This is a genomic window from Candidatus Pseudothioglobus sp. Uisw_050_01 (genome assembly GCF_048085775.1).
Lineage (GTDB): Bacteria > Pseudomonadota > Gammaproteobacteria > PS1 > Pseudothioglobaceae > Pseudothioglobus.
Genome location: NZ_CP159804.1, coordinates 878,094 through 892,754, shown reverse-complemented (window position 1 = coordinate 892,754; position 14,661 = coordinate 878,094). Strand labels below are relative to the sequence as shown.

General features: G+C 36.1%; 15 protein-coding genes. 7 read left to right on the top strand and 8 right to left on the bottom strand.

The features are described from left to right. Nucleotides 1-3 precede the first annotated feature (3 nt). Nucleotides 4-435: a tripartite tricarboxylate transporter TctB family protein gene (locus ABXT51_RS04460; RefSeq protein ID WP_416693957.1), complete on the bottom strand. Its 432-nt coding sequence runs from the start codon at nt 433-435 to the stop codon at nt 4-6. Further along, on the bottom strand, nt 432-1,925 hold the full coding sequence (locus ABXT51_RS04455; RefSeq protein ID WP_416693955.1) for a tripartite tricarboxylate transporter permease: 1,494 nt from the start codon (nt 1,923-1,925) through the stop codon (nt 432-434). The genes ABXT51_RS04460 and ABXT51_RS04455 overlap by 4 nt, the downstream gene beginning before the upstream one ends. Before the next feature lie 197 nt (nt 1,926-2,122). On the opposite strand from ABXT51_RS04455, the gene ABXT51_RS04450 reads away from it, so the two are divergent. The 4 genes from ABXT51_RS04450 (at nt 2,123) to ABXT51_RS04435 (ending at nt 5,373) form a co-directional block, all read left to right on the top strand. Further along, nucleotides 2,123-2,845 carry a GntR family transcriptional regulator gene (locus ABXT51_RS04450; protein WP_416693953.1) on the top strand — a complete coding sequence of 241 codons (723 nt, stop codon included), beginning with the start codon at nt 2,123-2,125 and terminating at the stop codon, nt 2,843-2,845. A 62-nt stretch (nt 2,846-2,907) separates the two neighbouring features. After that, entirely contained in the window at nt 2,908-3,633 is a 726-nt protein-coding gene (locus tag ABXT51_RS04445; RefSeq protein WP_416693951.1) for a class II aldolase and adducin N-terminal domain-containing protein, read from the top strand. Nucleotides 3,634-3,671: 38 nt separating this feature from the next. Continuing rightward, a complete protein-coding gene (locus tag ABXT51_RS04440) occupies nt 3,672-4,919 on the top strand; it encodes an aminotransferase class V-fold PLP-dependent enzyme (protein WP_416693949.1) in 1,248 nt (415 codons plus the stop codon). A gap of 34 nt (nt 4,920-4,953) precedes the next feature. Continuing rightward, entirely contained in the window at nt 4,954-5,373 is a 420-nt protein-coding gene (locus ABXT51_RS04435; protein ID WP_416693947.1) for a DUF2306 domain-containing protein, read from the top strand. 23 nt (nt 5,374-5,396) lie between these two features. Here ABXT51_RS04435 and ABXT51_RS04430 read toward each other — a convergent pair whose 3' ends face one another. Beyond that, a complete protein-coding gene (locus tag ABXT51_RS04430) occupies nt 5,397-6,230 on the bottom strand; it encodes a phytanoyl-CoA dioxygenase family protein (RefSeq protein ID WP_416693945.1) in 834 nt (277 codons plus the stop codon). An 84-nt stretch (nt 6,231-6,314) separates the two neighbouring features. Continuing rightward, a complete protein-coding gene (locus ABXT51_RS04425) occupies nt 6,315-6,506 on the bottom strand; it encodes a hypothetical protein (protein WP_416677006.1) in 192 nt (63 codons plus the stop codon). Between the two features lie 114 nt (nt 6,507-6,620). Here ABXT51_RS04425 and ABXT51_RS04420 point away from each other — a divergent pair, with 114 nt between their 5' ends. Continuing rightward, entirely contained in the window at nt 6,621-6,998 is a 378-nt protein-coding gene (locus ABXT51_RS04420) for a hypothetical protein (protein WP_416696285.1), read from the top strand. On the opposite strand, the gene ABXT51_RS04415 is transcribed toward ABXT51_RS04420, so the two are convergent. The 3 genes from ABXT51_RS04415 to ABXT51_RS04405 are packed head-to-tail and all read right to left on the bottom strand — an operon-like array spanning nt 6,999 to nt 11,900. Continuing rightward, the gene (locus tag ABXT51_RS04415; RefSeq protein WP_416696284.1) at nt 6,999-7,919 is read right to left on the bottom strand and encodes a pseudouridine-5'-phosphate glycosidase; all 921 of its coding nucleotides are present in this window, start codon (nt 7,917-7,919) and stop codon (nt 6,999-7,001) included. Continuing rightward, on the bottom strand, nt 7,906-8,853 hold the full coding sequence (locus tag ABXT51_RS04410) for a carbohydrate kinase family protein (protein ID WP_416696283.1): 948 nt from the start codon (nt 8,851-8,853) through the stop codon (nt 7,906-7,908). Before ABXT51_RS04410 ends, ABXT51_RS04415 begins: the two co-directional genes overlap by 14 nt. Further along, nucleotides 8,850-11,900: an efflux RND transporter permease subunit gene (locus ABXT51_RS04405; protein ID WP_416696282.1), complete on the bottom strand. Its 3,051-nt coding sequence runs from the start codon at nt 11,898-11,900 to the stop codon at nt 8,850-8,852. The genes ABXT51_RS04410 and ABXT51_RS04405 overlap by 4 nt, the downstream gene beginning before the upstream one ends. Before the next feature lie 178 nt (nt 11,901-12,078). Here ABXT51_RS04405 and ABXT51_RS04400 point away from each other — a divergent pair, with 178 nt between their 5' ends. Both ABXT51_RS04400 and ABXT51_RS04395 read left to right on the top strand, forming a co-directional pair. Further along, entirely contained in the window at nt 12,079-13,569 is a 1,491-nt protein-coding gene (locus tag ABXT51_RS04400; protein WP_416696281.1) for a cryptochrome/photolyase family protein, read from the top strand. Further along, nucleotides 13,566-13,685 (top strand): DUF2256 domain-containing protein, encoded by a 120-nt coding sequence (locus ABXT51_RS04395; RefSeq protein ID WP_416653500.1) that lies wholly within the window; start codon nt 13,566-13,568, stop codon nt 13,683-13,685. Before ABXT51_RS04400 ends, ABXT51_RS04395 begins: the two co-directional genes overlap by 4 nt. A gap of 79 nt (nt 13,686-13,764) precedes the next feature. Here ABXT51_RS04395 and ABXT51_RS04390 read toward each other — a convergent pair whose 3' ends face one another. Further along, nucleotides 13,765-14,484, bottom strand: a complete 720-nt coding sequence (locus tag ABXT51_RS04390) for a bacteriorhodopsin (RefSeq protein WP_416679552.1) — start codon at nt 14,482-14,484, stop codon at nt 13,765-13,767. Between the last annotated feature and the right edge of the window lie 177 nt (nt 14,485-14,661).

Sequence of the window (14,661 nt, the reverse complement as noted above, 5' to 3'; positions counted from 1 at the left end):
TTATTAAAACAAACCTTCTGGTGTATGAACTTTTAAAAGAAGTGTAAACAATCCATATAGTGCAAAAGTAAACATAAATGCGACACCCAATTTTATGAGTAACACACGCCAAAAGTCTTTTGATTCCATAGGCTTGGTGTAGTACATTACAAGCGTAAAGAATACGATCATTGAGGCTAAGTAGAAGCCCAGTATTTTTAGTAGTAAGATAAATGCTGAAGCGATTGCTATGCCTGGCATTAAATCTTTAAAATTAGTTGATTTGTCAGCCTCACCCTTCTCAAACCAAAGCATTATCGTTAAGATAGCAATAGTTGCTGATATAAGCCTTGGAAATAGATAGTTCTCTGAATCACCTAAAATAAATGATGAATAAACTAGAAAGGCACCAACTAGTGTAACAATAACAGTTGATAGTTTGACTTGACTATTCATGCTTTAATTTTTTTAGATTTTCGACTGGAATATACTCCATACACAATCGAAGCAATACAAAGCGATATTAGAACAATATTGATTGTTCCTGATGTAAAGTGTTGAAAAGAGCTTCCCTTAGCATTTCCTATAAGGTTACCGAGTAGAAATTTTTCCTCTGTCATTGTTCCCAGTATTAAACCTAATACAACTGGAACTGGACTGAATCCAGCTTTACTTCCAAAATACATCAGAGTTCCTAATATAAACATAATCAAAACATCAGAATAGTTATTTTGGATACTATAAGTTCCAAATACAGCAAGTAATAAAATTCCAACTGCCATATAGTTATCAGGCACTTTCATAATCCATTTACTATGTCTACTAAGAAATAAACCAATAATCAACATTAGAATTTGTGCGATTATTAGTGAATCAATAAAAGTCCATATAACTTCAGGATTTTTAGTAAATATATCGTGGCCTGGGAATATCCCATGAATTAATAATCCACCAAGAAGAACTGCAGCAGTAGGACTACCTGGAATACTTAAAGTAAGAAGTGGAATTAGAGAGGGGCCAACCATAGAATTGTTAGCACTTTCAGCAGCAATAATTGCTTCAGGCTCGCCTTTTCCATAGTTCTCCCTATTTGCGCTTACCTTTTTAGATTGGTCATAAGCAACAATACCTGCAATCTGACCACCTGCACCTGGAATAATTCCAATTACCGAGCCAATAATAGATCCAATCGATAAAGCTTTAAGTTTGCTAAAAACAAGTTTAAAAGATTGGGTTAATGTTGAATCACCTGTTGCCGAAAAAACTTGGTTCTTTTTAGCGTAAAAATTCTCTAAAAGATTCCAGACTTGAGGCATTGCAAATAAACCGATTAACCCAACAACAATATGAACTCCACTTTCAAGATGATCTGTAAAAACAAATCTTTCAACTGCATTTGTAGGGTGCTCTCCAATTGTTGCAAGCATTAATCCAAATAGTCCTGATAACAAGCCTTTAATGACTGATTTTGAGTCCAGAGTTGCAATAATTGTGATACCTAGAATTGCCACCCAAAACATTTCTGTAGACATAAACTTTAATGACAATGCAGCAAGTGGTGGAGTAAAAAATATGAGAATAAATACTCCAAAAATACCACCAACAAATGAGCTAATAAAGCAGTAATGTAAGGCATTCTTAGCTTTACCGTTCTGCGCCATTTTATGACCATCCAATGCAGTTGCAATGTTTGCAGGGGCTCCAGGAACGTTGACTAGTATTGCGCTAATTGCACCTCCAGCAACGGTTGCTGTGTACATAGCGCCAAGTAATATAAGCCCACTTTCGGGTTTCATATGAAATGTAAATGGGATAAGAAGTGCCACAGACATTGTTGGACTTAGCCCTGGAAGTGCCCCAAGGATAATACCAGCAAAAGTCCCTCCTACCAGAAGAGCAATATGATAAACAGTGAAGACATTATCAAAGTAGTTTAAAAATTCCATTATGTAGCCAATTTAATAAAAACATATATTTATTCATATATATGTCTAATGAAACTCATATATATGTGTAAAACATCGTACACGGCACATATATAAAAGTCAACAAAAAATATTTAATGCTAAAAAGTACAAAACTAAATGAGTATACTGATTGCTCTATTGTCATCACAATTTAACAAAAAGTTAGTCTTATTAAAATGAATAAAAAGCTATACCAAACTGTTATAGATTATATAAATAGTCAAATAAACAGTGGTGACCTGACCATTGGTGATTTAATTCCATCTGAGTCGCAACTTTCAAAATTACTTAACGTAAGCATTGGTACTGTCAGAAAAGCTATTGATAAACTTGAACACAATAAAGTTCTTTACCGTCATCATGGCAAGGGAACTTATATATCTGACTATGGATTTGATAACAGTATTTTTAATTTCTTTAGTTATGGAAACCAGACTGGATCATCAATTCGAATTTACAAAACTACCCCTATTAGAAAAAAAGTTAAAGCGACCTCTGAGATCTCATTTCAATTAGGTATAAATCAGGGTGATGATGTTATTTATTTAGAAAGAAGGGGATATATTGATAAAAAAAATCCTATAATTATTGAAAAATCTTGGTGGGTTGCTGACGTTGTAGAAGGGCTTCAAAAACCTTCACTTCATATACCTGACCTTCTTTATGCTGTTATTTTTAAAGAATTTGATACTCAAATTAACTCCTCTGAAGAAGTTTTGACTGCAGGCATTGCAGATGATGAAACTGCAAAAATTCTTCATATCAATAAAGGTGATCCAGTTGTAATATTAAATCGTCACTCCTATGCAAAAGATAAAGGGCTAGTTGAGTTCCGAATTACAACAGGAAGAGCGGATATGTTCAGCTACACTACTACAATTGGAACACCTCAGACTTAATTTAATCTAGCTACCTAGTTTTTTTTTGCCATTTAATCAGCTTCCAGTTAAACTTATCAACTATGTCTAATGACTTCAGAAAAGAACGTTCGGATCTTGCAGCAGCTTTTCGCTGGGCTGCAAGGCTTAATATGCATGAAGCTGTAGCAAATCATTTTAGTTTGGCAGTTTCAGAAGATGGCTCAAAATTTCTTCTAAATCCTATTGGAATGCACTTCTCACAGATTTGTGCAAGTGACCTTATTCTTGTTGATTCAAATGATGAATCTATAATGTCTAAGCCTAATGCTCCTGATCCAACTGCTTGGGCAATACACGGCGCTTTGCATAGAAATAATCCTCAAGCAAGGTGTATTCTTCATGTCCATCCTAAGTACGCAACAATTTTATCCTGCTTAGAGGATAAAACTATGAAGCCGATTGATCAAAATACTATGCGCTTTTATGAAAAAGTATCTATAGATTATGAATATAGCGGCATGGGTCTTGGTGAAGAAGCAGAGAGATTAAGCACCATATTAGGGGATAACTCGGTAATGTTAATGGGTAACCATGGCGTTCTAACTGCTGCAAAAACAGTTGCCAAAGCATTTGATGACCTTTTTTATTTTGAGAGATCCTGTGAAACACTCATTGGTGCTTACCAAACAGGCAAAGCATTGCACCAAGTGTCACACAAGATTGCCACAAAAACTGCCGCGCAATGGCAAAAATATGACGCATCAGACATGCATTTTGATGCTTTAAAAAGAATTTTAGATAAAGAAGAAGCAGACTATAAAAATTAGATTTGCCTAGTAGTATTTTTTTTTGATAAGGAGCTCCAATGCCAAGTAACAATATCTCATTAGACGTCGATTACGTCAAAGCGCAATTCCCAGCTTTTAGTGACCCTAAAAGTTCGAAATGGTCATTCTTTGAAAATGCGGGAGGAAGCTACGTTCCGACTAACGTTATAGAACACTTAAACCACTTTATGACATCTACCAAAGTACAGCCCTATGCTGAATTTGATACGTCTGCCATTGCTGGTGACAATATGGACCAGGCCACAAAGCTGTTTGCTGAGATGATTAATGCAAAAACTGATGAAATAATTATAGGTGGCTCAACAACAATGAATATGTATGTCCTTTCTAATGCAATGAGAAGCCTCCTTAAGCCAGGTGATGAGGTCATCGTTACAAACCAAGACCATGAGGCAAACGTTGGCGCATGGCGAAGGCTAGCAGAGCATGGAATGATTATTAAAGAATGGCAAATCAATCCAGAAACAGCTGAACTTAACATTGATGATTTAAAAGCCCTCTTATCAGAGAAAACTAGAATAGTAGCTGTTACCCATTGCTCTAACATTGTTGGCTCGATAAATGATCTTAAGTCGATTGCAAAATTGGTTCATGAGTATGATGCTTATATTGTTGGTGATGGCGTATCTTATGCGCCGCATGGCTTTCCAGATGTAAAGGACTTAGATGTCGATTTTTACGCATTTAGTCTCTACAAGACGTTTGGCCCACACCTTGGCCTTCTTTATGGAAAAAAAGACATTCTAAATAAGCTACCTAATCAAAATCACGAATTTCTTGAAGGAGATGTTCCATACACACTTAATCCAGGTGGGCCAAACCATGAAGAATTGTCTTGTTTAATAGGCGTTTATGAGTACTTCAACAACTTATATGAACATCACTTCCCTGGCCAAGATGCTTCAACTAGAGGAAAAATTGAAGCTGTTAATGAACTGATTGCTAAGCATGAGATGGAAATAGCAAACCCGTTGCTGGATTATATTAACACTCGAGATGACATCAATCTTATAGGAAAAACCAAAATAAGTAACAAAGACAGAGCACCTACAATTGCCTTCACTATGAATAATAAATCTTCCAAAGAATTAAGTAGCGATCTGGTTCAGAAAGGCATAGCTACTCGAAACGATAACTTTTATGCATGGCGCTGTTTAAAGGCACTTGGAATTGATACGGATGATGGCGTTGTTAGGACGAGTATGGTTCACTACAACACCCATGAGGATGTTAGCAACCTGATCAACGCTTTAAAAACCATTTAAAGAAAGCTATTAGCCTCTTTTTGGTAGTTTAATAATGATTGAGTACCCTTTAAATTATTACACACTTGTGTATGCGCATCTAGCAACAATTCTGCCTGCATTTGCAATTGGAACCTATATGATGATTAGGCGAAAAGGCTCTACTCAGCATAAATTTCTTGGAAAAATCTACTTACTATTGATGCTTACAACTGCATCTATTGCGCTATTTATTCCAGCATTTGCTGGTCCAAGATTGCTTTTAAATCATTTTGGGCTTATACATTTATTATGTGTATTGACGATCTATACCTGTCCAGCAGCCTATATTGCAATAAAAAAAGGTGAAACAAAAAAACATCGTTATTTAATGATTTATCTTTATGTTGGTGGATTAATAATTGCAGGATTTTTTACGCTAATGCCTGGGCGCTTTCTAGGAGAGTTGTTATTTAACAGTAAGCTTTTAAGCTAATGTTAATCCTAAGTGATGCATAATTATATTTCTTCATGTAAAGTTGGAAACATTTTGCCATCCAAATCATCACCATTTTGATACCCATTTGCCTCCATCATTGCTCTTTCTTCTTGGGCCCAATCACCTCGATATTCAATCATAGAGCCCTCTTTAGCCATTCTTAAGGTGTATCGATGAATATCTTTTTTTGGCGTTACTTGATTTAAGCTTCCGTGGAGCGTACGCATATCAAAAAAGATGCAATCTCCCAGTTCAAGGTCCCACTGAAGAAATTCATAATCATCTTTATTATTAAGAATATCTGGCGTAATATCATAAGTTTTACCATTGACAATGCCAGCCTCTCCATCTACAAGATGTCCTTCATTGAATCGCGTTCTAATGAACAGCTTATCCCAAAGATGGGAGCCTTTAATCCAAGCAATCCCCTCTTCCTTTGATACAGGTTCTAGTGGAAGCCAAAGAACACACATTGAGCCCTCAAAATCAAAGTAGGAGATGTCGTGATGAAATGGAGCGCCAGACTTTGATCCCGCTTCTCTAAAAAACCAGTTGTCCATTACTAAGTTTATTTTTTTAGCTTCCAAGAGCTCGGATGCTATTTTTGCAGTTGGTGAGTTAAAAACGAAGTCTTTAAAGTCCTTATAAAGATTCCAGGTCCAGAAATCTTCAAAGTAACCAGGTGCATTTATATCTTTGGTGTGCCTTTCAAACCTTGGACTGGGGTTTTTGATATCTTCATCAATACCTCTTCTTAGCTTGTCTAGCCATTGTTTATCAAATTTACCTTTTATTAAGACTGCACCATCACGCTTAAAATGTTTAATTTCTTCTGGAGCAAGTAAACTTTTCATAGAGATGAGTGTTCTAAATTATTAATAAATAAAACCCCTAGTATTACTAATACTAGGGGTCATTGGAATAGCTTTAAAATGCTTTTAAATCGCGCAGCTCATATCATTACCACAGCACATTGGTGATTTTATTTTTCCGTGACCATTTGGACACTCAGAGATTTGAACTTCACCGCCATCATCAAGCTTAAGTAAGCCATCTACAAGTGGCTCATCACATTTAGCGCAGGTTGCATTAACGCCCATTCCACAATTACTACATTCATAAGTTGCCATAATTTTCTCCGATTTAATTAATTAATATAGTAACAGAATTACATTAAATTATCCTTAATTTATTAAGCATAATTTTTATTATTTTTATCTAAAAGGTATATTATTATAAGCTCTATGAAAAAAATACTTTTATTCCTATTTGTATCTTTCTTTTTTGTCAGCTTCTCTTTTGCTGGAGGTGATGATAGAGACCAAGTGCTTCCCTTAAACTCTCTGAATGAGGTGACAGATGAAAGTCCAAAATTTCTTCAAGAAGATGAGTCAGTTGAGGTGCAGATTAATGAAAATATAGAAGAAGTTATAGAAGCAGTACCCATCAAGAAAGAGCCTGCGCTAAGCACTCAAACTAGTTACGAGAGTGTAACAATGAATAAAACCGTTGCTTCTATTAAAAAGTATTTCAGGTCGGACCAGGGAATCCTTGTACTATTGATACTTTTTTTTGTATCAATAATTCTATTGTTTAATTTTTTCGTAAGAGAAAAAGAGTAACTAATCCTTCTTTGAAAAATGCACCGCAATTTTTGCCGCTAGGTCTGCATTATTTTTAATCAACTTGATGTTGGCATCTAAGCTTTTACCTTTAGTAATTTCATTAACTTTTGATAACAAATAAGGCGTTATTTTTTTGCCTGTAATATTTTCATTATCAGCCTCAATAATAGCTAGATTTATTGCCTCATTCATTACGCTTGATTCAAGTTCAAATGCAATTGGAATAGGGTTTGTGACTAATACACCTCCATCAATAGAGAGATCCCATTTGGTTTTAAGTATGCCTGCAATATCAGTTGCTGCATCAATTCTGTAGTCAACATTAAAGCCAGATTTTGTGGAGTAAAAAGCTGGCATCTCAGAAGTTTTATAGCCTATAACAGGAACGCCTTTGGTTTCAAGATACTCAAGAGTTAACCCAATATCAAGTATAGACTTTACCCCAGCACACACAACACAAACGTTTGTTCTTGAAAGCTCATCAAGATCTGCAGAGATATCAAGCGTTGTTTCAGCGCCTCTATGAACCCCTCCTATTCCGCCTGTTGCAAATACCGCTATATTTGCAAGTTTTGCAATAATCATTGTTGACGCAACTGTTGTTGAGCCAGATAATTGCTGAGAAACAGCAACAGCAAGATCCCTCCTGGAGATCTTTTTAATCTCGTCATTCGTTGCTAATAATTCAATTTCTTTTTCAGTAAGACCTATTTTTAAGCGCCCTTTAATAATTGCAATCGTTGCTGGAACGGCATTATTTGATCGAACAGTTTCTTCAACCATTAACGCAGTCTCTACATTTTTAGGATAAGGCATCCCGTGAGAGATAATAGTGGACTCGAGCGCAACAATTGGCAGGTTATTTTTTAGTGCATTTTCAACGTCTGGGTGAAAATCTAAATAATCATTCAGCTTCATTGCTCTGTTCCTTTAATAATAGTGCTACATTTTCTACTGATAACTGATCACTGATAGTATTTTTACTCTTTAATGCTATCAACGCAGCAGCTGATGCATATTTTACTGTTTCTTTAATGCCATTTAAATTTAAAAAACCATAAACCATTCCAGCCACAAAAGCATCTCCCGCTCCATTTGCACTGACTACATCTATCTTTTTTTGATTAAACATCCCATAATCTTTTCCGTCATAATAAAACACACCCTCGTCACCCAGAGTAATAAAGATTTGTTTGCAGCCCTTTTCAAACATGTTTTTTGCAGCGCTATGCATAGAGCTTTGATCTGTAATTTTAACGCCAGTAATTAGCTCAGACTCTAACCTGTTCGGCTTAACGGTATGAAATTTACCAATAAGGTGCGTTATCTTTGATGCCTTTGCAATCGATACTGTATCTAAAAACAGGGGAATATGGCTAAATTCTTCAGTTACATACTCAATGACATCAACTGGGATGTTTGTATCAATTACAATCAAAGAGCTTTGATTTAAGACATCTTTGTGGCTTCTAATGTCATCAATTGACATCTCATTAATAATTCTCATGTCTGAGATTGACACCAGCATATCGTTATTATCATCCAGAACCGACAGGTATTGACTGGTTGGCAATGTGGGATGCCTATTTATGTATGAAGTGTCGACATTCGCCTTTTGAGTGGACTCAATTAAAAAATTTCCCAGAGCATCAGATCCGACATATGAAAATATTTTTGTTGGTATACCGAGCCTAGACATGTTCTCAGCAATATTTCTTCCAACGCCTCCTGAAGACATTGATATTTCACCTGGGTTTGAATCTTTTAATAAAAGCGGGTTATCACTAGACCCCTGAAGATCAATATTGGCCCCCCCAATTACAAAGACATAGTGCTTTTGTTTGGGTGTCATGTTTTCAATAGACTATTTTTTATTTTTTTAATCCAGTTAATTAAGTCTAAGTTTAAAGAATAAAGGCAAGGAAGAAGTATCAAAGTAACAAAAGTACCAAATAGTAAGCCGTACCCTAGCGCCATAACCATTGGCTGCAAGAATGCGTCTTTACCTCCAAAACCATAGATAAGCGGCAACACACCTGCGAGCGTTGTAAGGGTCGTTAATATTACTGCCCTTAGTCGGTCTTTAGCGCCCATCGCAATCCACTGGATTGAAGAACTTTCTTTGTCTTGACTTTGCTTAATAAAATTAAGGTGGCTGATCATTACTAAAGAATCATTTACCACAACTCCCACTAGTGCTAAGACCCCTAATAAAACAAAAAAACTAAATGGCTCAGAGTGAAAGAAGAAAGCCCAAACTACACCAATCAAAGCAAAAGGAATACTAAGAATAACTAACAACGGCTGAGAGTATGAATTAAAAAGAAGTGCTATTAACATGAATATACCAAAGACAGCAAACCCTAGTGCCAAAGTAAAATCACTTAAAGCCTCTTTTGCTTCAAATGAGCTCCCCCCTTCTATTGCACGAACTTCAGGAAAATTATTAATCAAATCAAGCTCCTCAAGTGCTCTTTTTGAGACAGATTGAGCGGTGGTTACTGAGTCTTCAACTGCCGCACTTACCTTAACAACTCGCTCACCATTCAAGTGCTTATAGTTTGGATCACCTGGAGTCTCAACCACACTTGCAAATTGAGACATTGGGATCATCCTTCCCTGATTATTCCTGATAGAGGTTTCTGTAATATAGTCATCAGAATAATTGCTATCACCAAGATACATTTTGACGCTTAGCTTGGTGTTATTAAAATCAACATCAGAAACGTCCATCCCAGAATATATGGTTCTTAAGTGGCTATATACCTGCTGGTATTGAATTCCTAACCCTGCCATTGACTCATAATCCAACAAGACTTCAATTCGATTTTTACTCAAATCGTCATCACGATCAATGTCGCTGACTCCGTCGTAACTACTAAGAATTTTTTCAAGCTGGTCAACAGCGGCCTGACGCTGAACATCATTACTTCCAATTAGACTTAACTCGATATCTAAAGCTCCACCCGGGCCACCTCTATTTGTTCTAAAGTTAATCCTTGAAACCCCTTCAATATCCTTGGTTTCTTCTTTAAGGATCTCAATAATTTCTTTAGCAGAGATTGCGCGATCATTCGCTGGCGTCAAGGTAATGGCAATCGATGCTCGATTAGAGGCTCTTGAACCAATTGTGCTCGTAAAAAAGTCTAGGTTTGAACCCACCTTATCCATAATAATATTATCAATTTTAATGATGGACTGCTCAGTTGTTTCAACGGGAGTTCCAAGTGGCGTTTGAATGCGCATATTTATCGAGTTTGTGCCGCTCGATGGCCACTGAATATAAGTAATTTCCTTCATGCCAACATAGGCACTGAATGCAAGAAGCGCAATAAAAAGACTTAAAACTATAAAGCGCCACCTAAGGATTACAACTAGCACTTTTTCAAACCATCTTTCGACAGGCTTAAACCATGTTTTTTGTTTGCTGACTTTATTACCAGACATGTGCGCAGGCAGAGCGATACTCACTTCAAGAAATGAGAACGTTAAAGCGCAGATAACAGTAATAGGTAATATGTATATAAATTTACCGGTCGTTCCACTCATTATTAAAACGGTTGATATTGCAAGGATTGTAGTTAATATAGTCGTAACAACAGGCATGATTACCCTTTTAAAGCCATCAACAATATTTTGATAGACATCACCCCCCTTTTCTTTATAGTGGTGAATACTTTCAGCAATGATAATGCTGTCATCCACAACTAAGCCCAAGACTAAGACCATTCCAATTAATGAGATTAAGTTAATTGTTTCGCCTACAAAGCCAAGAAAAGCAACCGTCCCTAAAAGAGTCACAGGAATACTTATAGCAACCCAGAATGCAGTCTTAAAAGATAAAAATAAGCCTAAAACAACCATAATTAAGGCTAGCCCTACTAAGGCATTGTTAGTTACAATATTTAATCGGTTAGATACTGGCTTTGATCTGTCATCAGTAACAATTAAATTGATATTTGAAGGGTATGATTCTTTAAGTACATCCAAAGTCTCTCTTACTTTTTCAATGGTTCTAATAACGTCTGCTTTTTCTGTTTTTGTAACCTTGAGGACGAAGCCCTTAGTCCCATTAATTCGAGTAATTGTATTGAAACCAATTTCACCTTCATCAATTGAGGCAATGTCCTTTAATAGAATTGTTGGCCCATCATAGCTGGACTTTACAACAACGTCCTCTAAAGACTCTTTGTCTTGATATTCAGAGATAATAACGATATTTTTTTGATTTCTTCCTTGATTATTATCACCAATAGCAGAGCGTATATTTTGATCAGCGATGGCGCTCCTTACCTGATCAAAAGAGAGTTGGTATTGTAAAAGCTTTTCTGGATTAACTCTGATTTGTACCTCTCTTTCAGAATCTCCACCAATATTAATGTTCGCAATGCCATCAATTAAAGAAAGATTTTTCTCAATATTATTAGCAATGGCTTTAGCAGTCTCGACATTGATGTCATCTCCACCGATTACTATTGTAAGGATTGGCCACTCAGTACTTGTCCTGTCAACTACTAATGGGTCATTAGCGTCTTCTGGCAAGTCTTCAATTTCATTGACCGCCTCAGAAATGCTAGCCTTCACCTCTTGGATATCATCAACATCCTCATCAATTTCAATATTTATACGAGATGTCCCTTCAGATGAAGTAGATGTCAGCTCTTTGATTCCATAAATTCCCTTTATTTTGCTCTCAATTACGTTAGTAATATTCTTCTCAACATCTCTCGGAGAGGCGCTTGGGTAAGAAGTATTTATTGAGAGCCGATCAAATTCAATAACCGGGTAAGTATCACGCTGAATTTTTTGGAGCGTCATAAAGCCTAATACGACAATTGACAACGTAAATAATAGTGCGAGTTTTTTTTGACGTACAAGGAAATTTAAAAACGAATCCATAATTTTCTCTTACTTTAACTTCAACAAAATATTATATAGATGGTACGTAAAGAAATAGTGAAGACTTGGTGAACTTATAATCCGTTTTTTTTATACATTTTTTAGTGAATAAAATCAATAATTTATGACTTGATGCTTTAAAATTTGATAGCTATTAATTAACTAAAATTAAGCATAAATGAAAAGCATGTTTGTAATTCTAGGAAACCAACTCTTTGAGCCCAAATTACTTCAAGAGCTGGGCTGTAATGAGGTCTTTATGGCAGAAGACTTTGATCTTTGCAGCTATGAAAAACATCACAAACTCAAGCTTTACTTGTTTCTATGTGCAATACGTGAGTACAAAGAAGAGCTAGAATCTTTGGGCATCTCTGTTGGATACTTTGCCTTAAATGATCGAATTGAAAATCAATCTTATCTAGAGTGTCTTGTTGATTACGTTTTGGATAATGAAATAGAACAGGTAAATGTATTTGAAATTGAAGACAAGGCCTTTGAAACTAAATTATTTAAAGGCTTAACTAAGAGCAATGTTAAGTTTAAAGTTCACCAATCACCAATGTTTATGTTTTCTAGGGAAGAGCTTTATTCACTAATGAAGGATAAAAAAGCCCTTAGAATGGGAAATTTCTATCAGCACGCAAGGAAAAAATTCAATATTTTGATGGAGGAAAACAACAAGCCTTTGGGTGGTAAATGGTCCTTTGATGCAGAAAATCGAAAAAAAATTCCTGCTAATACTTTGATTCCTGATCTGCCAAATAATAAGCAATCGTTACACCATGATGAAGTTTGTAGCCTCATTATGCAGCATTTTAATGACCACCCTGGAAGCCTTGATAATCCATGGTTTCCTGTTAATCGACGTGACGCTGAGAGTCAATTTGAAGATTTTTTAAAGCAGAGAATGACTAATTTTGGTATTTATGAAGACGCAATGCTAGAAGGCAAAAACTTTTTGTTTCATAGCTGCATCAGCGCCTCAATGAATATAGGACTTTTGTCTCCTCAAAAAGTTATTCAAACCCTACTAGATAGCGCTGATACTTATCAAATCCCCATGAACTCATTGGAAGGCTTTATAAGGCAAGTCTTAGGTTGGCGTGAGTTTATCAGAGGCGTATATCAAACAAAAGGTGACTACCAATTAAATAAAAACTATTGGGGACATACGGGCAAGTTAACTTCAAGCTGGTACGAAGGCTCAACTGGAATAGCGCCTTTAGATGATTCTATCATTACTGCAATACAAGATGGATACAACCATCACATACCTAGACTTATGGTCATAAGCAACCTGATGAATCTTTGCGAAATTGATCCCAAAGAAATATACAGGTGGTTTATGGAAATGTATATTGACTCTTCCGAGTGGGTTATGGTTCCAAATGTGTTCGGAATGGCAACCTATTCTGATGGCGGCCTAATGTCAACCAAGCCTTACACTTGTGGTTCAAATTACCTACTTAAAATGAGTAACTACAAAAAAGGTGAATGGTGCAATACAGTTGACGGACTTTACTGGAGGTTTATCCAAAAGAATAGAAAGTTTTATGAATCTAACCCCAGATTATCCCTTCAACCCAAACTATTAGACAGAATGTCACAAGAAAGAAAAGAGCTGATCTTTGGCGAGGCAGAAAAATTTATTAAGGCCCATACTCAATGAAATTAGAGAAGATTTGTAAAACTTGCAATAAGCCTTTCACCTGGAGAAAAAAATGGCGTAAAGACTGGGAGAGCGTCCTCTATTGCAGTGAAAGGTGTCGAAGAAATAAGTTGTAGTAAATTCGGTCTATTAACAAAAAGCTAAAAAAAAGCCCTCAATGAAGAGGGCTTTTTATGAACTTATGTAAAGTTATGCTTACTTCTTCTTGCTGCCAGCTGCGCTTGATTGCACTGCAACATTCCAAATAATTAAACCAAATAAGATTTTGTTAACAAAATCTGCAAGGTTGTAAACAATGTTTAAAGTTCCAGCATCTACACTTCCCATCATATATCCGAAGACATATCCAAGAGGATAAATAGCCCAGCCTACTAAAACAATAATTCTAAGAGCATTGAATGCAGACTTTACGCTTGCATTTGCCTCAGCTGCTTTACTAGCCTCACCACCGAAGATTTCCCAGATGATTATAGCCCAACCTATCATGCCCACGACAAACCCGACAGAAGCGGATACTAAATGCGCCTCACCTGCGAATCCACCAATCAGCATTACCATAGTTCCAGCTAATAGTCTCCAGAAAGAATTAGTTGACACTGAAGCGCCGACTGCTTTCAAGATGATGAAAAATTCAATCATTAATAATGGGACAGTAATTAACCAATCAATATATCTGTATACAATTGGAGAATCAGGAGCTCCTGCGATAACCGAAGCTACCCAGTAGTCTCTCATATAATAGTAGTGAATTGCAGCAACCAACGTTACCAATCCTGCAACTGTCATTGACAGTCTCCACTCTTTATTTACTGCCATACCTTCATAAAAGAAAAATACTGTAGCAGCAACCATCGCCACAGACACTATCCAGAATGAAACGCCAACAAAATCGCCAGCTTGTAAAAATAAACTCATATCGTCCATAAGAACTCCCTAAATATATTAAATTAACAATAATAATAACTAATCATTAGCTATTGCGGAAAAATATACCTTAAAAACAATATTAAATACCCATTAATTTATAATATATTTTTTTAAACCCTTATACAATAGGTCATTTTGACACATTACTTAAATTGCATAAAAAAT

Excerpts from the sequence above, each read along its gene's own strand:
- ABXT51_RS04445 (WP_416693951.1), top strand. The coding sequence starts at position 2,908 with ATGTCTAATGACTTCAGAAAAGAACGTTCGGATCTTGCAGCAGCTTTT.
- ABXT51_RS04440 (WP_416693949.1), top strand. The coding sequence starts at position 3,672 with ATGCCAAGTAACAATATCTCATTAGACGTCGATTACGTCAAAGCGCAA.
- ABXT51_RS04450 (WP_416693953.1), top strand. The coding sequence starts at position 2,123 with ATGAATAAAAAGCTATACCAAACTGTTATAGATTATATAAATAGTCAA.
- ABXT51_RS04430 (WP_416693945.1), bottom strand. The coding sequence starts at position 6,230 with ATGAAAAGTTTACTTGCTCCAGAAGAAATTAAACATTTTAAGCGTGAT.
- ABXT51_RS04400 (WP_416696281.1), top strand. The coding sequence starts at position 12,079 with ATGAAAAGCATGTTTGTAATTCTAGGAAACCAACTCTTTGAGCCCAAA.
- ABXT51_RS04415 (WP_416696284.1), bottom strand. The coding sequence starts at position 7,919 with ATGAAGCTGAATGATTATTTAGATTTTCACCCAGACGTTGAAAATGCA.
- ABXT51_RS04425 (WP_416677006.1), bottom strand. The coding sequence starts at position 6,506 with ATGGCAACTTATGAATGTAGTAATTGTGGAATGGGCGTTAATGCAACC.
- ABXT51_RS04405 (WP_416696282.1), bottom strand. The coding sequence starts at position 11,900 with ATGGATTCGTTTTTAAATTTCCTTGTACGTCAAAAAAAACTCGCACTA.
- ABXT51_RS04455 (WP_416693955.1), bottom strand. The coding sequence starts at position 1,925 with ATGGAATTTTTAAACTACTTTGATAATGTCTTCACTGTTTATCATATT.
- ABXT51_RS04390 (WP_416679552.1), bottom strand. The coding sequence starts at position 14,484 with ATGAGTTTATTTTTACAAGCTGGCGATTTTGTTGGCGTTTCATTCTGG.
- ABXT51_RS04410 (WP_416696283.1), bottom strand. The coding sequence starts at position 8,853 with ATGACACCCAAACAAAAGCACTATGTCTTTGTAATTGGGGGGGCCAAT.
- ABXT51_RS04460 (WP_416693957.1), bottom strand. The coding sequence starts at position 435 with ATGAATAGTCAAGTCAAACTATCAACTGTTATTGTTACACTAGTTGGT.
- ABXT51_RS04420 (WP_416696285.1), top strand. The coding sequence starts at position 6,621 with ATGAAAAAAATACTTTTATTCCTATTTGTATCTTTCTTTTTTGTCAGC.
- ABXT51_RS04435 (WP_416693947.1), top strand. The coding sequence starts at position 4,954 with ATGATTGAGTACCCTTTAAATTATTACACACTTGTGTATGCGCATCTA.
- ABXT51_RS04395 (WP_416653500.1), top strand. The coding sequence starts at position 13,566 with ATGAAATTAGAGAAGATTTGTAAAACTTGCAATAAGCCTTTCACCTGG.